The 14,125-nt window shown below is 35.8% G+C and carries 17 protein-coding genes; 13 read left to right on the plus strand and 4 right to left on the minus strand.

Features of this window, described 5'->3' with window-relative positions; genetic code table 11:
* Nucleotides 1–78 precede the first annotated feature (78 nt).
* From GTR01_RS00845 to GTR01_RS00885, 9 genes are all read left to right on the plus strand, one after another.
* Entirely contained in the window at nt 79–921 is an 843-nt protein-coding gene (locus GTR01_RS00845; RefSeq protein WP_160135985.1) for a DUF5777 family beta-barrel protein, read from the plus strand.
* A 1-nt stretch (nt 922) separates the two neighbouring features.
* Nucleotides 923–1,270: a hypothetical protein gene (locus tag GTR01_RS00850; RefSeq protein WP_228452125.1), complete on the plus strand. Its 348-nt coding sequence runs from the start codon at nt 923–925 to the stop codon at nt 1,268–1,270.
* 11 nt (nt 1,271–1,281) lie between these two features.
* Nucleotides 1,282–1,824 carry a YceI family protein gene (locus tag GTR01_RS00855; RefSeq protein ID WP_160135987.1) on the plus strand — a complete coding sequence of 181 codons (543 nt, stop codon included), beginning with the start codon at nt 1,282–1,284 and terminating at the stop codon, nt 1,822–1,824.
* Nucleotides 1,825–1,832: 8 nt separating this feature from the next.
* Entirely contained in the window at nt 1,833–2,345 is a 513-nt protein-coding gene (locus GTR01_RS00860; protein WP_228452126.1) for an ankyrin repeat domain-containing protein, read from the plus strand.
* A 1-nt stretch (nt 2,346) separates the two neighbouring features.
* Complete coding sequence (locus GTR01_RS00865; RefSeq protein ID WP_160135989.1) at nt 2,347–3,093, plus strand: T9SS type A sorting domain-containing protein; 747 nt, start codon at nt 2,347–2,349, stop codon at nt 3,091–3,093.
* Between the two features lie 138 nt (nt 3,094–3,231).
* On the plus strand, nt 3,232–3,834 hold the full coding sequence (locus GTR01_RS00870) for a GrpB family protein (RefSeq protein WP_160135990.1): 603 nt from the start codon (nt 3,232–3,234) through the stop codon (nt 3,832–3,834).
* A gap of 11 nt (nt 3,835–3,845) precedes the next feature.
* Nucleotides 3,846–4,241, plus strand: coding sequence for a cytidine deaminase family protein (locus tag GTR01_RS00875; protein ID WP_160135991.1), 396 nt, complete (start codon nt 3,846–3,848; stop codon nt 4,239–4,241).
* Nucleotides 4,242–4,271: 30 nt separating this feature from the next.
* The gene (locus tag GTR01_RS00880; RefSeq protein ID WP_160135992.1) at nt 4,272–5,108 is read left to right on the plus strand and encodes a GNAT family N-acetyltransferase; all 837 of its coding nucleotides are present in this window, start codon (nt 4,272–4,274) and stop codon (nt 5,106–5,108) included.
* A gap of 93 nt (nt 5,109–5,201) precedes the next feature.
* Nucleotides 5,202–6,491: an alkaline phosphatase family protein gene (locus tag GTR01_RS00885; protein ID WP_160135993.1), complete on the plus strand. Its 1,290-nt coding sequence runs from the start codon at nt 5,202–5,204 to the stop codon at nt 6,489–6,491.
* Nucleotides 6,492–6,640: 149 nt separating this feature from the next.
* On the opposite strand, the gene GTR01_RS00890 is transcribed toward GTR01_RS00885, so the two are convergent.
* A complete protein-coding gene (locus tag GTR01_RS00890) occupies nt 6,641–7,519 on the minus strand; it encodes an NAD(P)H-binding protein (RefSeq protein WP_160135994.1) in 879 nt (292 codons plus the stop codon).
* A 174-nt stretch (nt 7,520–7,693) separates the two neighbouring features.
* On the opposite strand from GTR01_RS00890, the gene GTR01_RS00895 reads away from it, so the two are divergent.
* Nucleotides 7,694–8,122 (plus strand): winged helix-turn-helix transcriptional regulator, encoded by a 429-nt coding sequence (locus tag GTR01_RS00895; protein WP_160135995.1) that lies wholly within the window; start codon nt 7,694–7,696, stop codon nt 8,120–8,122.
* A gap of 51 nt (nt 8,123–8,173) precedes the next feature.
* Here the strand turns inward: GTR01_RS00895 and GTR01_RS00900 are convergent, their stop codons facing one another.
* Both GTR01_RS00900 and GTR01_RS00905 read right to left on the minus strand, forming a co-directional pair.
* On the minus strand, nt 8,174–9,226 hold the full coding sequence (locus GTR01_RS00900; protein WP_160135996.1) for an NAD(P)-dependent alcohol dehydrogenase: 1,053 nt from the start codon (nt 9,224–9,226) through the stop codon (nt 8,174–8,176).
* A gap of 32 nt (nt 9,227–9,258) precedes the next feature.
* Nucleotides 9,259–9,663 carry a cupin domain-containing protein gene (locus tag GTR01_RS00905; RefSeq protein WP_160135997.1) on the minus strand — a complete coding sequence of 135 codons (405 nt, stop codon included), beginning with the start codon at nt 9,661–9,663 and terminating at the stop codon, nt 9,259–9,261.
* Nucleotides 9,664–9,792: 129 nt separating this feature from the next.
* On the opposite strand from GTR01_RS00905, the gene GTR01_RS00910 reads away from it, so the two are divergent.
* The 3 genes from GTR01_RS00910 to GTR01_RS00920 all read left to right on the plus strand — a co-directional run bounded on the left by GTR01_RS00910 (nt 9,793) and on the right by GTR01_RS00920 (nt 12,572).
* Entirely contained in the window at nt 9,793–10,695 is a 903-nt protein-coding gene (locus GTR01_RS00910; RefSeq protein ID WP_185155079.1) for a helix-turn-helix domain-containing protein, read from the plus strand.
* A 240-nt stretch (nt 10,696–10,935) separates the two neighbouring features.
* Nucleotides 10,936–12,279 carry a carboxylesterase family protein gene (locus GTR01_RS00915; RefSeq protein ID WP_160135998.1) on the plus strand — a complete coding sequence of 448 codons (1,344 nt, stop codon included), beginning with the start codon at nt 10,936–10,938 and terminating at the stop codon, nt 12,277–12,279.
* Nucleotides 12,280–12,407: 128 nt separating this feature from the next.
* Nucleotides 12,408–12,572, plus strand: a complete 165-nt coding sequence (locus GTR01_RS00920) for a hypothetical protein (protein WP_160135999.1) — start codon at nt 12,408–12,410, stop codon at nt 12,570–12,572.
* A gap of 74 nt (nt 12,573–12,646) precedes the next feature.
* Here the strand turns inward: GTR01_RS00920 and GTR01_RS00925 are convergent, their stop codons facing one another.
* Complete coding sequence (locus GTR01_RS00925; protein ID WP_160136000.1) at nt 12,647–14,119, minus strand: alpha-amylase; 1,473 nt, start codon at nt 14,117–14,119, stop codon at nt 12,647–12,649.
* Between the last annotated feature and the right edge of the window lie 6 nt (nt 14,120–14,125).

Here is a 14,125-nt window from a genome sequence, read left to right on the forward strand (position 1 = left end):
CTTGGTGACTTTTATCACATATTTTTGAATTAGTAACGCAATAGATTTGTTATATCATAATTTAATACAAATTGTAATATGACAAAAGCTCTCTTATTTTTGTCGGTATTTTCATCAGTATTTGCCTTTGCACAGGAAGATTTGCTGAAAGATATCGATACTGTAAAAACTAATACAGATACCTCACAGCCTGCATTCAAAGCATTGCAGATTGTAACCGGACAATCTACTAAACTCGCTGCCAAAAAAGAATGGTATATTGTAGTGGCACATCGGTTCGGGGATGTAAGTGCGGGGTTTAAAGACTTTTTCGGACTGGATAATGCTTCTACTAAACTTGGGGTAATTTATGGTCTTACAGATGCCATCTCGTTAAGCCTGTCCCGAGAAACCAATATGAAAACCTTTGAAGGGGGCATAAAATATAAACTGGTAAAGCAAAATGAGAACTTTCCGGTAGATATTGTAGGCTATCATGTCATGGGTGCCAATACAGCACTCGATAAAGATACTTATCCACATCTTAGATTTAGTGATAGACTGTCTTACCTTACACAAGCTTTAATTTCTAGGAGATTTAGCGATGGATTCTCATTGCAGCTTACTCCTTCCTATGTACATAAGAACCTTTACGATCCTAATATTGAAGATAAAAATCAGTTTCTGGCAGGTCTTGGAGGACGCTATAAAATTTCAAAAAGAGTTTCTGTAAATGCGGAATATTTTGTGAATTTCGATAATCACAGTTTCTATAAAAATCCATTATCATTAGGAGTAGATATAGAAACCGGAGGGCATATTTTCCAGCTTTTATTTACGAACTCCCAAATCAATTCAGACATCGGATATCTTACGAATGCATCTGGAAATTGGGGGAAAGGACATATTTTCTTTGGGTTTAATCTTTACAGAGTTTTTTAATATGAGAAAAGTAATATATATGCTAGCCCTGTCAGTTGCAGCCATCATTATTGCCTGTGAAAGCAGAACCTACGAAGAAATTTCAGATAACAAGCCGATCATATTGCCTGTAAAGTATACAGCAGATATAAAACCCATCATGGATAATAACTGTATTGGTTGTCATGCTGCTGGTAGCTTTAAGCCTTTAGCCACTTACGATCAGGTAAAAAATAATATAGACGGAATCTTAGACCGAATTCAAAGAGCCAACGGAGACCAGGAAAAAATGCCTAAAGGAGGCTCATTATCTGCCACTCAGATCAACACCTTTATTAAGTGGAAAGCTGATGGATTAACCGAAAACTAAAAATATTGGATATGAAAAAACTAACATTACTCAGCGTATTTCTGCTATTTACCCATTATGTTTCAGCTCAGAAATACAGCTCTAAAACCGGTAAATTAACATTTGAAGCATCAGTACCTATGTTTGATGATATTTATGCTCAAGATGATAATAATCTGGTTATTCTTAATGCTGATACCGGAGAGATGGCATCTGTTTCTGTCGTTAAAAATTTCCATTTTAAGACCAAATTAATGGAAGAACATTTCAATGAAAGCTATGCGGAGTCTGCCAAATTCCCCAAAACTACCTTCAAAGGGAAAATTGCAGGTTTTGATAAATCAAAATTGACTGCCAGCCCACAGAAATATACAATTCAGGGAACCTTGAACTTTCATGGAGTTGATAAAGCTATCACTTCAGCAGCTTCCCTCTATACAAAAGATGGTAAAATTTATATACAAGGAAGTTTTGTTGCAAAACCAGCAGATTATAAAGTAACCATCCCTAAAATGGTTACTAAAAAAATTGCTGAAAATGTAAATGTTGAATATAACTATATCCTGATAAAATGAGAAACCTGTTGATAACAATAAGCCTGTTTCTGGGATCATTGCTATTGGCTCAGGAAAAAGCAAAATCAATATTTGATATTGCCAGAAATGGTACCGTTTCTGAAGTAAAAGAACTGATGAAGCAAAATCCGGATATCATTAATCAAGCTAATGAAAACGGCTTCTCACCTCTTATTTTGGCTTGCTACAGAGGAAATGTAGAAGTCGCTGAATTTTTGATAGATCATGTAAAGGATGTAAACTATAAAAGCCGGGAAGGAACAGCATTGGCTGGTCTTTCAGTAAAATATAACAGAAAGCTGACAGAAGATTTATTAAAGAAAAATGCTGACCCTAATATTGCAGATGATACAGGAGCTACACCGTTATTTTGGGCCGTAAAATTCGGGAATAAAGAACTCATTGAACTTCTGCTTAAATATAAAGCTGATAAATCAATAAAAGATGCAATGGGAATGACTCCATTTGAATACGCTTTACAGACTAACAAGGAAGAAATTATTAATATCTTAAAAAAGTAATATGAAGAAAATTTTACTAACATTCAGTATAGTCCTTGCCAATTTTGCATGGGCTCAGTTTTCGTCAGGAACGGTAGCTCTTCCGGTTACTGGTATGACGGTAAAATTCGATACAACTCCTACAGGAGTAACTCTTACATTAACAGGGGATAGCAATTCTATGCTTGGAATTGGGTTTGGAACTACAGGAATGGCCTCAGGATCTGATGGGTTTATTTATAATGCAACTGCAAACAGAGATTACACATTTATAGGGAAGACAATGCCTAATGCAGATGCTAGTCAGGATTGGACGGAAACATCCAATACAGTATCCGGAAGTACGAGAACTATTGTGGCAACAAGAAGCCTTTCCGGAGGAGCTGGTGATTTTGCAATTGCCAATGCAGCGGGAACAATCAATATCTTTTATGCCCGTAAAACCGGTACCACTTTAGGATATCATGATATAGGAAGAGACTATGCAACATTAACAATGGTATCCAGTACTTTATCAACAAATGAAGTTGCAGCAGCTGAAAAAAATAAGGGTTTTATTTATCCCAATCCAGCTAAGACAACTGTGAATTTCAAGAATGTTGATAAGATAAATTCCCTAGACATCTATGATGCAACAGGCAGAAAAGTGAAATCTGTAAAACCAGATGGAGAAAATATCAGTGTTGAAGACCTTAAACCGGGAACTTATTATTTTGAAATCAAATTAAAAGCCGGAACAACATCGTATGAAAAGTTAATCAAAGAATAAAAAAACACATCCAAATATTTTTGATAATACCTCTGATTTGTCAGGGGTATTGTTTTTATTGGGAGAAGATATGCTTGTATAAGCTTTATTCACGGGGATTGGGCGATTTTTCATATATTTGTGTAGCACGCAGATATCATGAAAGTTACTTTTGAAAAATACAATCCTTCCTGGGAAAATCAGTTTGAATCCATTAAAAATGAACTGGAAGAAAATATAGGCTTTTTGAATCCACAAATAGAACATATCGGAAGTACCTCTGTGAAAGGATTATCAGCAAAACCCATTATAGACATTATGATTGGTGTAAAAGATGAATCAGAATTAGATCAAATTCCGCCTTTGTTACAAGGGAAAAGCTATGTTTACTATGAAAAATATAATGAAGATATGCCTTATCGTCGTTTTTTCATTAAGTTGATAAATGCGCCTCAACAACTAGGATTTCCGGAAATCATTCATCAGGATGATGATATTCCTGATGAACTTCACAACCATACTCTTCGTATAACTCATATCCATACAATTCCTATTTCATCAGAGCATTGGACTCGCCACATTGCATTTCGGGATTATATTCGTACTCATCCTGAAGTAAGAGAAGAATACCAGCAGTTGAAAGAAAGACTCAGCACAATGGAGTGGGGGAATGGCAATGATTATAACGAAGGAAAAGATCCGTTTATAAAAAGAGAAGAGCAAAATGCCATTCGATGGTATTTGCATCATCAGACAACTTAATATTTTACCTAATGAGAAAGGATTTGAAGGAAATAGCGACCCAGTTTGCAAAATCCAAAACACTGAATGATTTTATAGAATATGGAGGTGTTGCCGCAGCTATTGAAACTATTGATGGAAATGTCTATACCGGAATCAGTATTGATACAGCATGTTCTATGGGATTTTGTGCTGAACATAGTGCGGTAGCAGAAATGCTAAAGAATGGAGAATATCATATCAAGGCAGTAGTCGCAGTAGGCAATGATGGAAATGCAGTGCCACCTTGCGGACGCTGCAGAGAATTGATGAGCCAGCTATCCAAAGAAAACCTTAATGCAAGCATAGAAGTGAAAAATGGAGTTTTTGTGACTTTGAAAGAATTAATGCCTTATGACTGGAAAGAAGATCTTGACAGAGAGTGGTAGAAATAAAAAATAATAAAATAAAAAAGAATCATGGAGTTTAAAACCTTAGCCAATATTGACATAGAAGAACTGTTATTCGTATTTAATTTATCTTTTTCCGATTATATTGTTCCTTTTCACCTAACTAAAGAAGTGCTTATTGCTAAAATTGCTGCTGAAAAATTAGACCTGAATATTTCAGTAGGAGCTTTTGAGGACGGTAAATTAATAAGCTTCATTCTTCAGTCGGAAAAACAGGAAGATGGTCAGAAGGTTATTTACAACGGTGGAACAGGAGTTGTGCCTGATAGCAGAGGAAAAGGATTGGTAAGAAAAATGTATGATTTTATTATTCCTGTTTTAAAAGAAAGAAAAGCTGATGTATTGCTGCTGGAAGTTATTGAAGGAAATGCAGGAGCTATCAGAGCTTATGAAAATCTAGGCTTTAACGTGGTTAGAAAATTACTTTGTTTTAAAGGAACTATCAATTCAGGGATAGGGAATTCTGAAATTTCTATACAAGAAATAACAGATTTTCAGTGGGAGAAACTCCGTTCTTTCTGGGATATTGAGCCTTCATGGCAGGGATCTGTTTTTGTATTACATCCTATGCCGGAGAGCTACAAGACTTATGGTGCTTATTCTGGTGAAAATCTGATGGGATATATCGTTTACAATCCGGAAGCAAGAAAGGTGCTTCAGATAGCGGTGCATAAAGACTACAGAAATCAGGGAATAGGAGCCCGACTTTTTACAGCTATTGCTGATGGACAGCCTATTGCGATTAATAATGTGGATGATAAGTCTAAAGAAACAGAGGGATTTCTTGATAAAAAAATAGGACTTCAGAATTGGTTGTCACAATTTGAAATGAAACGCAGTATTTAATACATTAAAAATAAAAGGTTTTAATATACTTTTAACCTCTTAAACTTTTCAGGGAGCAGTAGAGAATGTAACTTTGCCGAAAATTCTAAAATAATGAAGCGAGGAATACATTTTTTACTGCTTTTTATCTCTTTGACAGTTTTTGCTCAACAAGCAACTACAGACACGACTCAAGTAATTGTACAAGGCCGCCAGAATAGCATTGAAGCACAGTCAAAACCTTATGTTATTATGATTTCTACAGACGGTTTTCGATATGATTATGCTAAAAAATATAATGCTGAAAATCTGCTGAAGCTTTCCAATAGCGGAGTAAGAGCTGAAGCTATGATTCCCAGCTACCCAAGTATAACTTTCCCTAATCATTGGAGTCTTATCACCGGACTGTATCCAGCTCATCATGGTTTAATTGATAACTTTTTCTACGATTACAAGAGAAAAGAAACGTATGCAATGAGCAATAAAAAAAATGCAGAAGACGGAAGTTGGTACGGAGGAACTCCACTTTGGGGATTAGCCGAAAAACAAGGAGTTGTATCAGCCTCTTTGATGTGGGTAGGTTCTGCCAGCGATGCGGGAGGAATGAGACCTACTTATTATTATCCTTATCATGAAAAGTTTACTCCATCTGAAAAAGTAGAAAAAGTAATAAACTGGCTGAAATTGCCGGAAGATAAAAGACCTCATTTCATTTCATTGTATTTTCCGGAAGTAGATGGAAGCGGGCATCATTTTGGCCCAGATACCAAAGAAACAGAAGCTGCCGTTCACCTGATTGATCAGGCAATAGGAGATCTTGTTCAGAAAGTGAATAATTTAGGATTGAAAAATGTCAATTTTGTTTTTGTTTCCGATCACGGAATGATTAAAGTAGATGGGGGAACTCCATTAGAAATTCCAGCTCTTCTTTTTGATAAAAACAGATTCGATTTTTACAACTCTCAGACCCTTCTAAGGGTATTTGTTAAAAATCCGGATGAGGTAAAAACGGTGTACAAAAAATTAAAAGCACACCAAACCGATGATTACGAAGTTTATTTGGATAAAAAATTACCTAAATACCTGCACTTTGCGACAAGAGATGATCAATACAACAGAATAGGGCAAATTCTTTTGCTTCCAAAAGCTCCGAAAATATTTTTGGAAAAAGGGAAAAAAACATCAGTAGGAAAACATGGTTACAATCCAAGAGTGGTTCCTGAAATGAAAGCAACCTTCTATGCATGGGGGCCGGAATTCAAAAATAATATGGAGATTGGTGAATTTGCCAATATCAATGTTTATCCTTTGGTAGCTGAGGTTTTAGGATTGAAAATTGATCAGCCTATTGATGGGAAAATAAAAGTTTTAGGAAAAATATTAAAAGATAAAAATCAAAAATAAACGGTGATAAGAACAAAGCTTTAACAATTATCTCCAGAAATAATTATTTTAATACAATCGCAATATGCCTAATGGTGTATTGCGATTGTTTTTTATAAGGTTTGTATATTTGTAATTAGCTTCAAAATTCAACTTCTACAGCCTTTATCCTAAAACTGAGATGCAAATTCTTTAGCGAAATCCTCCAGTTTAATATTTCCGGTAACAGGAGAACCGTGTTCAATAAAATCTTTTTGTACCGTTCCTGTTTTCATTCCCAGTCCCATTTCAACATAAAGTTCGGCCATATCCTGTGGCAAACCTGCCTGTAACATACCGTTTAAAGAATCTTCATCAGAGAATTCTACCCAAGGGAGCGCTGGTTTTTCAATAGCAGTACCTAATGCTTTGGCAAAATCAGAGGCTTTTCGAGAATCACTCACAATATATCTGATAGAATTACCTGTATCATTTTTTACTAGTTCCTCTGCAGCTGCTTTAGCGATGTCTGACGGATGTACTACGGGGATTTCTGTACTTTCAGGATAATTTCCACCAATAATTCCTGCATTTTTAATCAATGCAATGTCATTGAAGAAGTTCGTGTAAAAATATCCTGCTCTTAAAAATGTAAATGAAGTATTTTCAACTTCACTATAAAGTTTTTCAATATAATGAAGCCCTTTGATAGGTCCATTTTCTACTGGAGATGCTGCTCCTACGCTGCTCAGCATTACTGCTCTTTTGACTCCGGTATTCTTTAATGCTTCTGCATAATTCTTTCCTGCATTGATGGTATTCTGAACAATATTGTCAGCACTAATGGCAGGTGGTGTCATAACAAATACAGCATCAGCTCCATTAAATGTCTGAGTTAAGAAATCAACATCTGTGATTGATCCGATAGCAGGTTTTGCTCCTAAAAATTCAATATCGTGCTTTCTTTCTTCGTTGCTGCTGATAACAACGATACCATGTCCTTGCTCTACCAATTGCTTTGTTAGAGGTTTAGCAACATTTCCTAGTGATCCTGTGATGATAATTTTCATAGGTAAATATTTTATTGTTTTTTAATAATCATTTGTAATCGCTGGATATTGATTGATTTTTATCAATTGATCAAATGGTTGCGATTTCATAGGTAAATATTTTTTTATTTCCTGATACAAAGTTATATTTGTACTTACTTTTATACAAGTACTTACCCTAAAGTATGTATTACTATGGCAGCAATTAAAGAAAGTTCCACCATTCAGGAAAACAAAAAAACAGTACAGGATTGCCCTGTAATGTATGTAATGGAGAGAATTGGCGGTTTCTGGAAACCCATTATCCTGTTCAATCTTTCCACAGGGGAGAAAAGATATAGTGAACTGAAGAAAGCAATTCCTGCAGTAACAGAAAAAATGCTGATTCAGCATCTGAAACAATTGGAAGCAGATGGTTTGATCATAAGAACTGCAAAACCTGTAGTACCCCCTCATGTGACTTATACCTTGAGTGATGCTGGCAATGAGCTAGCTCCGGTTATTGATGCCATGGCAGCATGGGCTTTTCAGGACATGGAAAGGAATGATCATCAATGTGCTGAAGGAAGCAGATATAGAATTGATAAAGATCAGAACCTCTTTAGCAATAACCTTAAAAAATAAAAAAGAGCGTATTCAATTGAATACGCTCTTTTTACTATATCTAACAAAAAATTATAGTGACTGCATATCAATGACAAAGCGATATCTTACATCACTTTTCAGCATTCTTCCATAAGCCTCATTGATATCTTGCATTTTGATCATTTCAATTTCTGAAACGATATTATGTTTTCCACAGAAATCCAGTAATTCCTGAGTCTCTGCAATCCCTCCGATCACAGATCCTGCTACCGATTTTCTTTCCAGAATCATTGGGACTGTATTCAGAATAGGCTCTAAACCTCCTAAATATCCTACAAGAACATGAGTTCCGCTGATATTCAAAGTAGTTATATAAGGATTTACATCATGTACATAAGGAACAGTATCAATAATGACATCAAACTTTCCTTTAACTGATTTCATTTGCTCTTCATCTGTAGAAATGATAACGTGATCAGCTCCTAATTGTTTAGCATCTTCAGTTTTTCCCGGTGTTCTTGAAAACAAGGTTACTTCAGCACCTAACCCTTTTGCAAGCTTAATAGCCATATGACCTAATCCTCCTAAACCTACAACAGCAACTTTAGAATCAGGTCCCACATTCCAGTGTTTTAGAGGAGACCATGTGGTAATTCCGGCACAAAGAAGAGGAGCTACAGCCGCAGCATCAAGATTTTCAGGAACCTTCAGGACGTGATGAGAATCTACGACCACTTTCTGAGAGTATCCGCCGAAAGTATGACCGCCAGAATGCTTATCCTTTCCATTGTAAGTTCCTGTGAAGCCGTTTTCACAATATTGTTCAAGATCATGCTGGCAGCTGTTGCAATGTCCACAAGAATCTACAATACATCCTACACCGGCAAGATCACCTACTTTAAATTTAGTGACATCACTTCCTACTTTTGTAATTCTTCCTACGATTTCATGCCCTGGAACGGCAGGGTAGAGGGTTCCGCCCCAATCATTTCTTGCAGTGTGAAGATCAGAATGACATACTCCGCAGTATAGAATTTCTATTTCTACATCTTTGGAAGTCACCTCTCTTCTTTCAATATTCATTTCTTTCAGATCTGCTGTAGTGGATTCTGCTCCATACGCTTTTACTGTAAATGTACTCATTCGGTAATTTTATTTTAATTAATAATTTGGTGTTATAAATTGTTATACTCTTCATCGGTTACAGGATTCAGCCATTCCACAATCCCATTCTGTGTATTGGTATTGATGGCAATGTGCGTAAATTCGCTGTCAGGTGCTGCACCATGCCAATGAATTACATTCGGGAGGATTGTGATCATATCTCCGGGATGCAAAACCTGAGCTGGCTTTCCTTTTTCCTGATAAAAACCGACTCCTGAAGTTACGATTAAAATCTGTCCGCCTTCATGAGAATGCCAATTATTTCTACATCCTGCTTCAAAGACTACATTGGCAATCTGGCAGTCCAGCTGATTTTCGTTAGGTTTCAAAACCTGAACCCAGGCTGTTCTTCCTGAAAAGTAATCCGACGGAGCTTTTTCTCCCTTCGGAAAAATGTTTGTATTAAAAGTTTCCATAACGGTACAAAAGTCGAAAGTTTCTCATCAATCTAACTTATACAGATTACGGGATTACTTACCAATTTTACAGACACAGTAACTGTTATACTAGAAATTGGTAATTTTGAATAGTAAAAAATATATTTCATGGAAAATCAGGAGGTTGAAATCTATAATACAGTCTCGGACTATAATAAAATGGCCCATCATGAAACATTGCATCCATTGGTAAGTGTAATTGATTTTTCCCAATCAGATCCTATTTCCCAATACAGAAGGAAATTTGGATTTTATACCGTTTTCCTGAAAGATGTAATGTGTGGTGATATGCAGTATGGAAAACATAGTTACGATTATCAGGAAGGAACATTGGTTTTTATTGCTCCAGGGCAGACGTACGGGATTTACAATAAAGGAAAATCTGTGCAGCCGGCAGGATTTGCTTTAATTTTTCATCCTGACCTTTTAAAAGGAACCAATCTTGGAAAAAATATCAAAGAGTATAATTTCTTTTCCTATGATGTGCATGAAGCGTTGCACCTTTCTGAAAAAGAAAGAGAGATTATCCTGGACTGTTTTAAAAATATAAAGCATGAACTTGAACAGTCAATTGATAAACATAGTAAATCATTAATTGTAAATAATATTGAACTGTTTCTGAACTACTGTATGCGTTTTTATGATCGTCAGTTTATTACCAGAGACCATATCAATCAGGGCGTAATCGGGAAATTTGAAAACCTTGTGGATGATTATTTAAAGTCAGAAAATCCTAAAAATATAGGTTTTCCTATGGTGAATTACTTTGCTGAGAAATTGAATCTTTCAGCGAACTATTTCGGAGATCTGATCAAAAAAGAATTAGGAATTTCCCCTCAGGAATTTATCCACAATAAACTCATTGATGTAGCTAAGGAACAGATTTTAGATCAGGGAAAATCAATCAGTGAAATCTCCTATGATCTGGGTTTTAAATATCCACAACATTTTACAAGGCTATTTAAAACCAAGGTTGGAATTTCTCCAAGTGAGTACAAGATCCTGAATTGAGTTGAGCTGATTCATTGAAATTCAGCACCAAAATCAATCATCTTTTGACTTGAAGAATCTGCAGAAGATTTTAATCCATATTCTGATATTGTGGATAACTTTTAGTCGTAGGATAGACAAATGAATTTACTTGTGGAAATTAATACACTCATTAGGGCTGTTTGTATTTAATTGACCCTATAAATTTTCTATTCTCAAAAAACAGAACTATCTTTAAGTAAAAGTATTCACCATTTCAACATGAAATCACAGCAGAAAGAAATCCGTGTATTCAATACCAGTCTGGGCACTATGACTGGATGCATGGAAGATGGAATCATAAGAGTTAAAAGTATTCGTTATGCCCGCTCCGAAAGATTTCAAAAGCCTGTTCCGGTAGACCATTTTGTTTTTGAAAGTAGACTAGAGCATAAAACTCCGGTTTGTCCACAGAAACTGAGCCCGCTGGTGGAAAAAATGATTGGAGCAACACCGGTTGAAGAATTTGAACCTGAAGAATCTACTCAATATCTTTCGATAACCCTCCCTGAAAATATTCTTGAAAACGAAAAACTTCCCGTTGTTGTCTGGATTCACGGTGGTTCCCATGAAATCGGATGTGGAGACCTTCCAACAGCAGATCCATCACAATGGGTAAAAGAACAGAATATCATAGTTGTTACAGTTTCCTATCGTTTGGGGCTCTTTGGTTTTTTAGGAGGTGATGAAAAAAGACCAGCTAATTTAGGGCTATTGGACATCATTGAAGCTTTAAAGTGGATCAAGACTCATATTGCAGACTTTGGGGGAGATTCGGACAGTATTACCCTGCTTGGACAATCCTCAGGAGGAGATGCTATAGCTCATTTGATGATATCAGAAGGTGTTGAGAATCTATTTCAACGGGCAATTATTCAGAGTGCTCCATTGGGATTACGTCATAAAAGACAAAAAATGTCTGCTGAATTTTTGAAGAAAACAGAAGAGATCAAAGATGAGGTTGATGTTTATAAAATGATGGAAGATTATGGAAAATTTGTTCCATCCGTCATGAAATATGGATTGAAAGCAGCTATGCCTTTTGGAACTCAATACGGATATCCGCCTTTATGCAAAGAGGAAGAATCTGTTGAAAAGTGGAGGGAAAATGCAACAAGATATGATGTGCTGATTGGTTTTAATAATGATGAAACTGCCTTTTATCTTAAAACATCAGAAGCTTTAAATAAATATTTTGGAACCGGTCTGGGGTTGAAAATCATGGATAAAACGGTTGAAAAAACAACGGATATTATCTATGGAGCTCCGGCCAGACAATTTGCAGAAAATTATGCTAAAGGAGGCGGAAATGTGTATTTGTTCAGAATACATTCCAAATTAAAAAATAATCATATCGGAGCCCCTCACTGTATTGATCTTCCTTTGATTTTCGGTAATGAATCCGCATGGAAATCCTCAGAAATGCTCAAAGATATTCCTTGGCAGCGTATTCATGAAAATGGGAAAAAACTAAGAGCGCTGTGGGCAGAATTTGCAAGAACAGGAAAAATTTCTGATCAATCTGAGCAACCGGAAATTTTAACAATAGAAAAAATAAAATATTAGATACTGACTGGAATTATTAATATTCTTTTGTTATTGTATTTTAATCTTATTTTATTGTTTTATAGTTAATTGTTGATTATTGTGAAATTTTATTATATTTATGAAACAAATTTTAAAAATATAACCTTATGAAAACAAAACTTTTTCAGAACATGAGAAAACTGGATCGAAGACAATTGAGAAATGTAGATGGCGGAATCATTATCGACAGGATGTGTTGTACAATGACAGAAGAGGGAGATTGTTGTGAATGGGCAAGGGATCTCAAAAGCTGTAAATTTATTTATTGCTAGACAGAATTATAGAGTTTAAAAAAACCTTTAGGCATACATGAACAGGAAAATCTTTATTGTGTATGCCTTTATTTTTACTCCAAAACCCATACACTTACATTTCCGGCAGGAACAGGGAAATCTCCCCAGCCATTTTCATCAATGATCACTTTATTTTTAAATCTTTTTAAAAGATCTTTACATTTTTTCCCGGCATAGCGTTTTCCCATTTCCATAGGCTTATTGTAAGTATCCTTATTGCTGAGTACTACTGCACAGCCTGCATGATCATCATCTCCTTCACGTATCCATCCGAGACAGTTCGCATCTTCAAAATAGTCCCGTTGTTCACCATAAGCATGATCTTTTCTGGCTTTTAGAAGCTCTTCAATACCATCCACTTTCGGCATAAATATTTCCTGATCATTTCCAGCTCTGTCTTTATCAATATAGTGAGCACCATATAAGTCTGGATAAAAAATACATGGATAGCCATCTTTTCGTAAAAGAATCAAGGCATAAGCAATTGGCTTGAACCATGATTCAACCGGAGCTTCCAGATCTTGAAGAGGTTGTGTATCATGATTGGCCACAAGACTTACAGCATGTAAAGGATCTGCCTGAGTAAGAGTATCGTCAAAAATTTTTCTGAGATCATAAGCTGCTCCTTCTTTGGATGCATTATGAAAATTGTTTTGTAGAGAACTATCGAAGAGACTCATACAGCCTTCAGTAACTTCAATATATTTTTGAAGCAGATGGAGATATCCGGGAGCCCAGTATTCACCCACTGCAAAAATATTCTTTCCGGTATTGGAGCGGAGTAGAGTAAGCCATTCTTTATAAAAATCAAAGGAAATATGTTTTAAAGCATCAAGACGAACCCCATCAAAATCAGTTTGATCAAAATACCATTTTGCCCAGGTATTAAGCTCTTCCCGCACAAAAGGGTTTCGATGTTCAATATCATTATACATCAGATAATCATAATTACCTTTCTCATCATGAATCATCTCTTCCCAGTCGTCTCCATACTCAGACTGTATTTTATAAATATGAGACTCCATCCCTTCCGCATAATCTACACCACTGAAACAAGTGAAATTCCATTCAAAATCAGAATATTTTTTTTCTCTTCCCGGAAAAGTAAACTTGGTATAGGATTCAATTTCCAAAACATCGGAAATTACTTTTTCCCTATTATTTTCATCTACTTTTACCACATTGAACTTTTCCAGTTCATCACCGCCAGCTTTGTGGCCTAATACAATGTCTACAATGACTTCTATATTTTGTTTTTTTAAAGCTGTGATTGTTTTTACATATTCCTTTTTAGTACCATATTTGGTAGGGATGGTTCCTTTCTGATCAAACTCTCCAAGATCATAAAGATCATACGTATCATATCCTACCGAATACCCGCCGTTTGTTCCTTTATAAGCAGGAGGAAACCATACGGAAGTGATTCCCAGTTTAGCCAGATATTTGGCTTGTTTTTCGGCTTCTTTCCATAGCTTTCCATCGCCTTCAGAATACCAGTGGAAAAACTGAATCATCGTTGGGTTCATATAATT

Origin of the sequence: Chryseobacterium sp. c4a, assembly GCF_009900745.1 — a bacterium.
Classification (GTDB): Bacteria; Bacteroidota; Bacteroidia; order Flavobacteriales; family Weeksellaceae; genus Chryseobacterium.

What these genes read in the sequence shown, in the direction of transcription:
- GTR01_RS00845 (WP_160135985.1), top strand. Translation starts at nt 79, where the DNA reads ATGACAAAAGCTCTCTTATTTTTGTCGGTATTTTCATCAGTATTTGCC.
- GTR01_RS00850 (WP_228452125.1), top strand. Translation starts at nt 923, where the DNA reads ATGAGAAAAGTAATATATATGCTAGCCCTGTCAGTTGCAGCCATCATT.
- GTR01_RS00855 (WP_160135987.1), top strand. Translation starts at nt 1,282, where the DNA reads ATGAAAAAACTAACATTACTCAGCGTATTTCTGCTATTTACCCATTAT.
- GTR01_RS00865 (WP_160135989.1), top strand. Translation starts at nt 2,347, where the DNA reads ATGAAGAAAATTTTACTAACATTCAGTATAGTCCTTGCCAATTTTGCA.
- GTR01_RS00870 (WP_160135990.1), top strand. Translation starts at nt 3,232, where the DNA reads ATGAAAGTTACTTTTGAAAAATACAATCCTTCCTGGGAAAATCAGTTT.
- GTR01_RS00875 (WP_160135991.1), top strand. Translation starts at nt 3,846, where the DNA reads ATGAGAAAGGATTTGAAGGAAATAGCGACCCAGTTTGCAAAATCCAAA.
- GTR01_RS00880 (WP_160135992.1), top strand. Translation starts at nt 4,272, where the DNA reads ATGGAGTTTAAAACCTTAGCCAATATTGACATAGAAGAACTGTTATTC.
- GTR01_RS00885 (WP_160135993.1), top strand. Translation starts at nt 5,202, where the DNA reads ATGAAGCGAGGAATACATTTTTTACTGCTTTTTATCTCTTTGACAGTT.
- GTR01_RS00890 (WP_160135994.1), bottom strand. Translation starts at nt 7,519, where the DNA reads ATGAAAATTATCATCACAGGATCACTAGGAAATGTTGCTAAACCTCTA.
- GTR01_RS00895 (WP_160135995.1), top strand. Translation starts at nt 7,694, where the DNA reads ATGGCAGCAATTAAAGAAAGTTCCACCATTCAGGAAAACAAAAAAACA.
- GTR01_RS00900 (WP_160135996.1), bottom strand. Translation starts at nt 9,226, where the DNA reads ATGAGTACATTTACAGTAAAAGCGTATGGAGCAGAATCCACTACAGCA.
- GTR01_RS00905 (WP_160135997.1), bottom strand. Translation starts at nt 9,663, where the DNA reads ATGGAAACTTTTAATACAAACATTTTTCCGAAGGGAGAAAAAGCTCCG.
- GTR01_RS00910 (WP_185155079.1), top strand. Translation starts at nt 9,793, where the DNA reads ATGGAAAATCAGGAGGTTGAAATCTATAATACAGTCTCGGACTATAAT.
- GTR01_RS00915 (WP_160135998.1), top strand. Translation starts at nt 10,936, where the DNA reads ATGAAATCACAGCAGAAAGAAATCCGTGTATTCAATACCAGTCTGGGC.
- GTR01_RS00920 (WP_160135999.1), top strand. Translation starts at nt 12,408, where the DNA reads ATGAAAACAAAACTTTTTCAGAACATGAGAAAACTGGATCGAAGACAA.
- GTR01_RS00925 (WP_160136000.1), bottom strand. Translation starts at nt 14,119, where the DNA reads ATGAACCCAACGATGATTCAGTTTTTCCACTGGTATTCTGAAGGCGAT.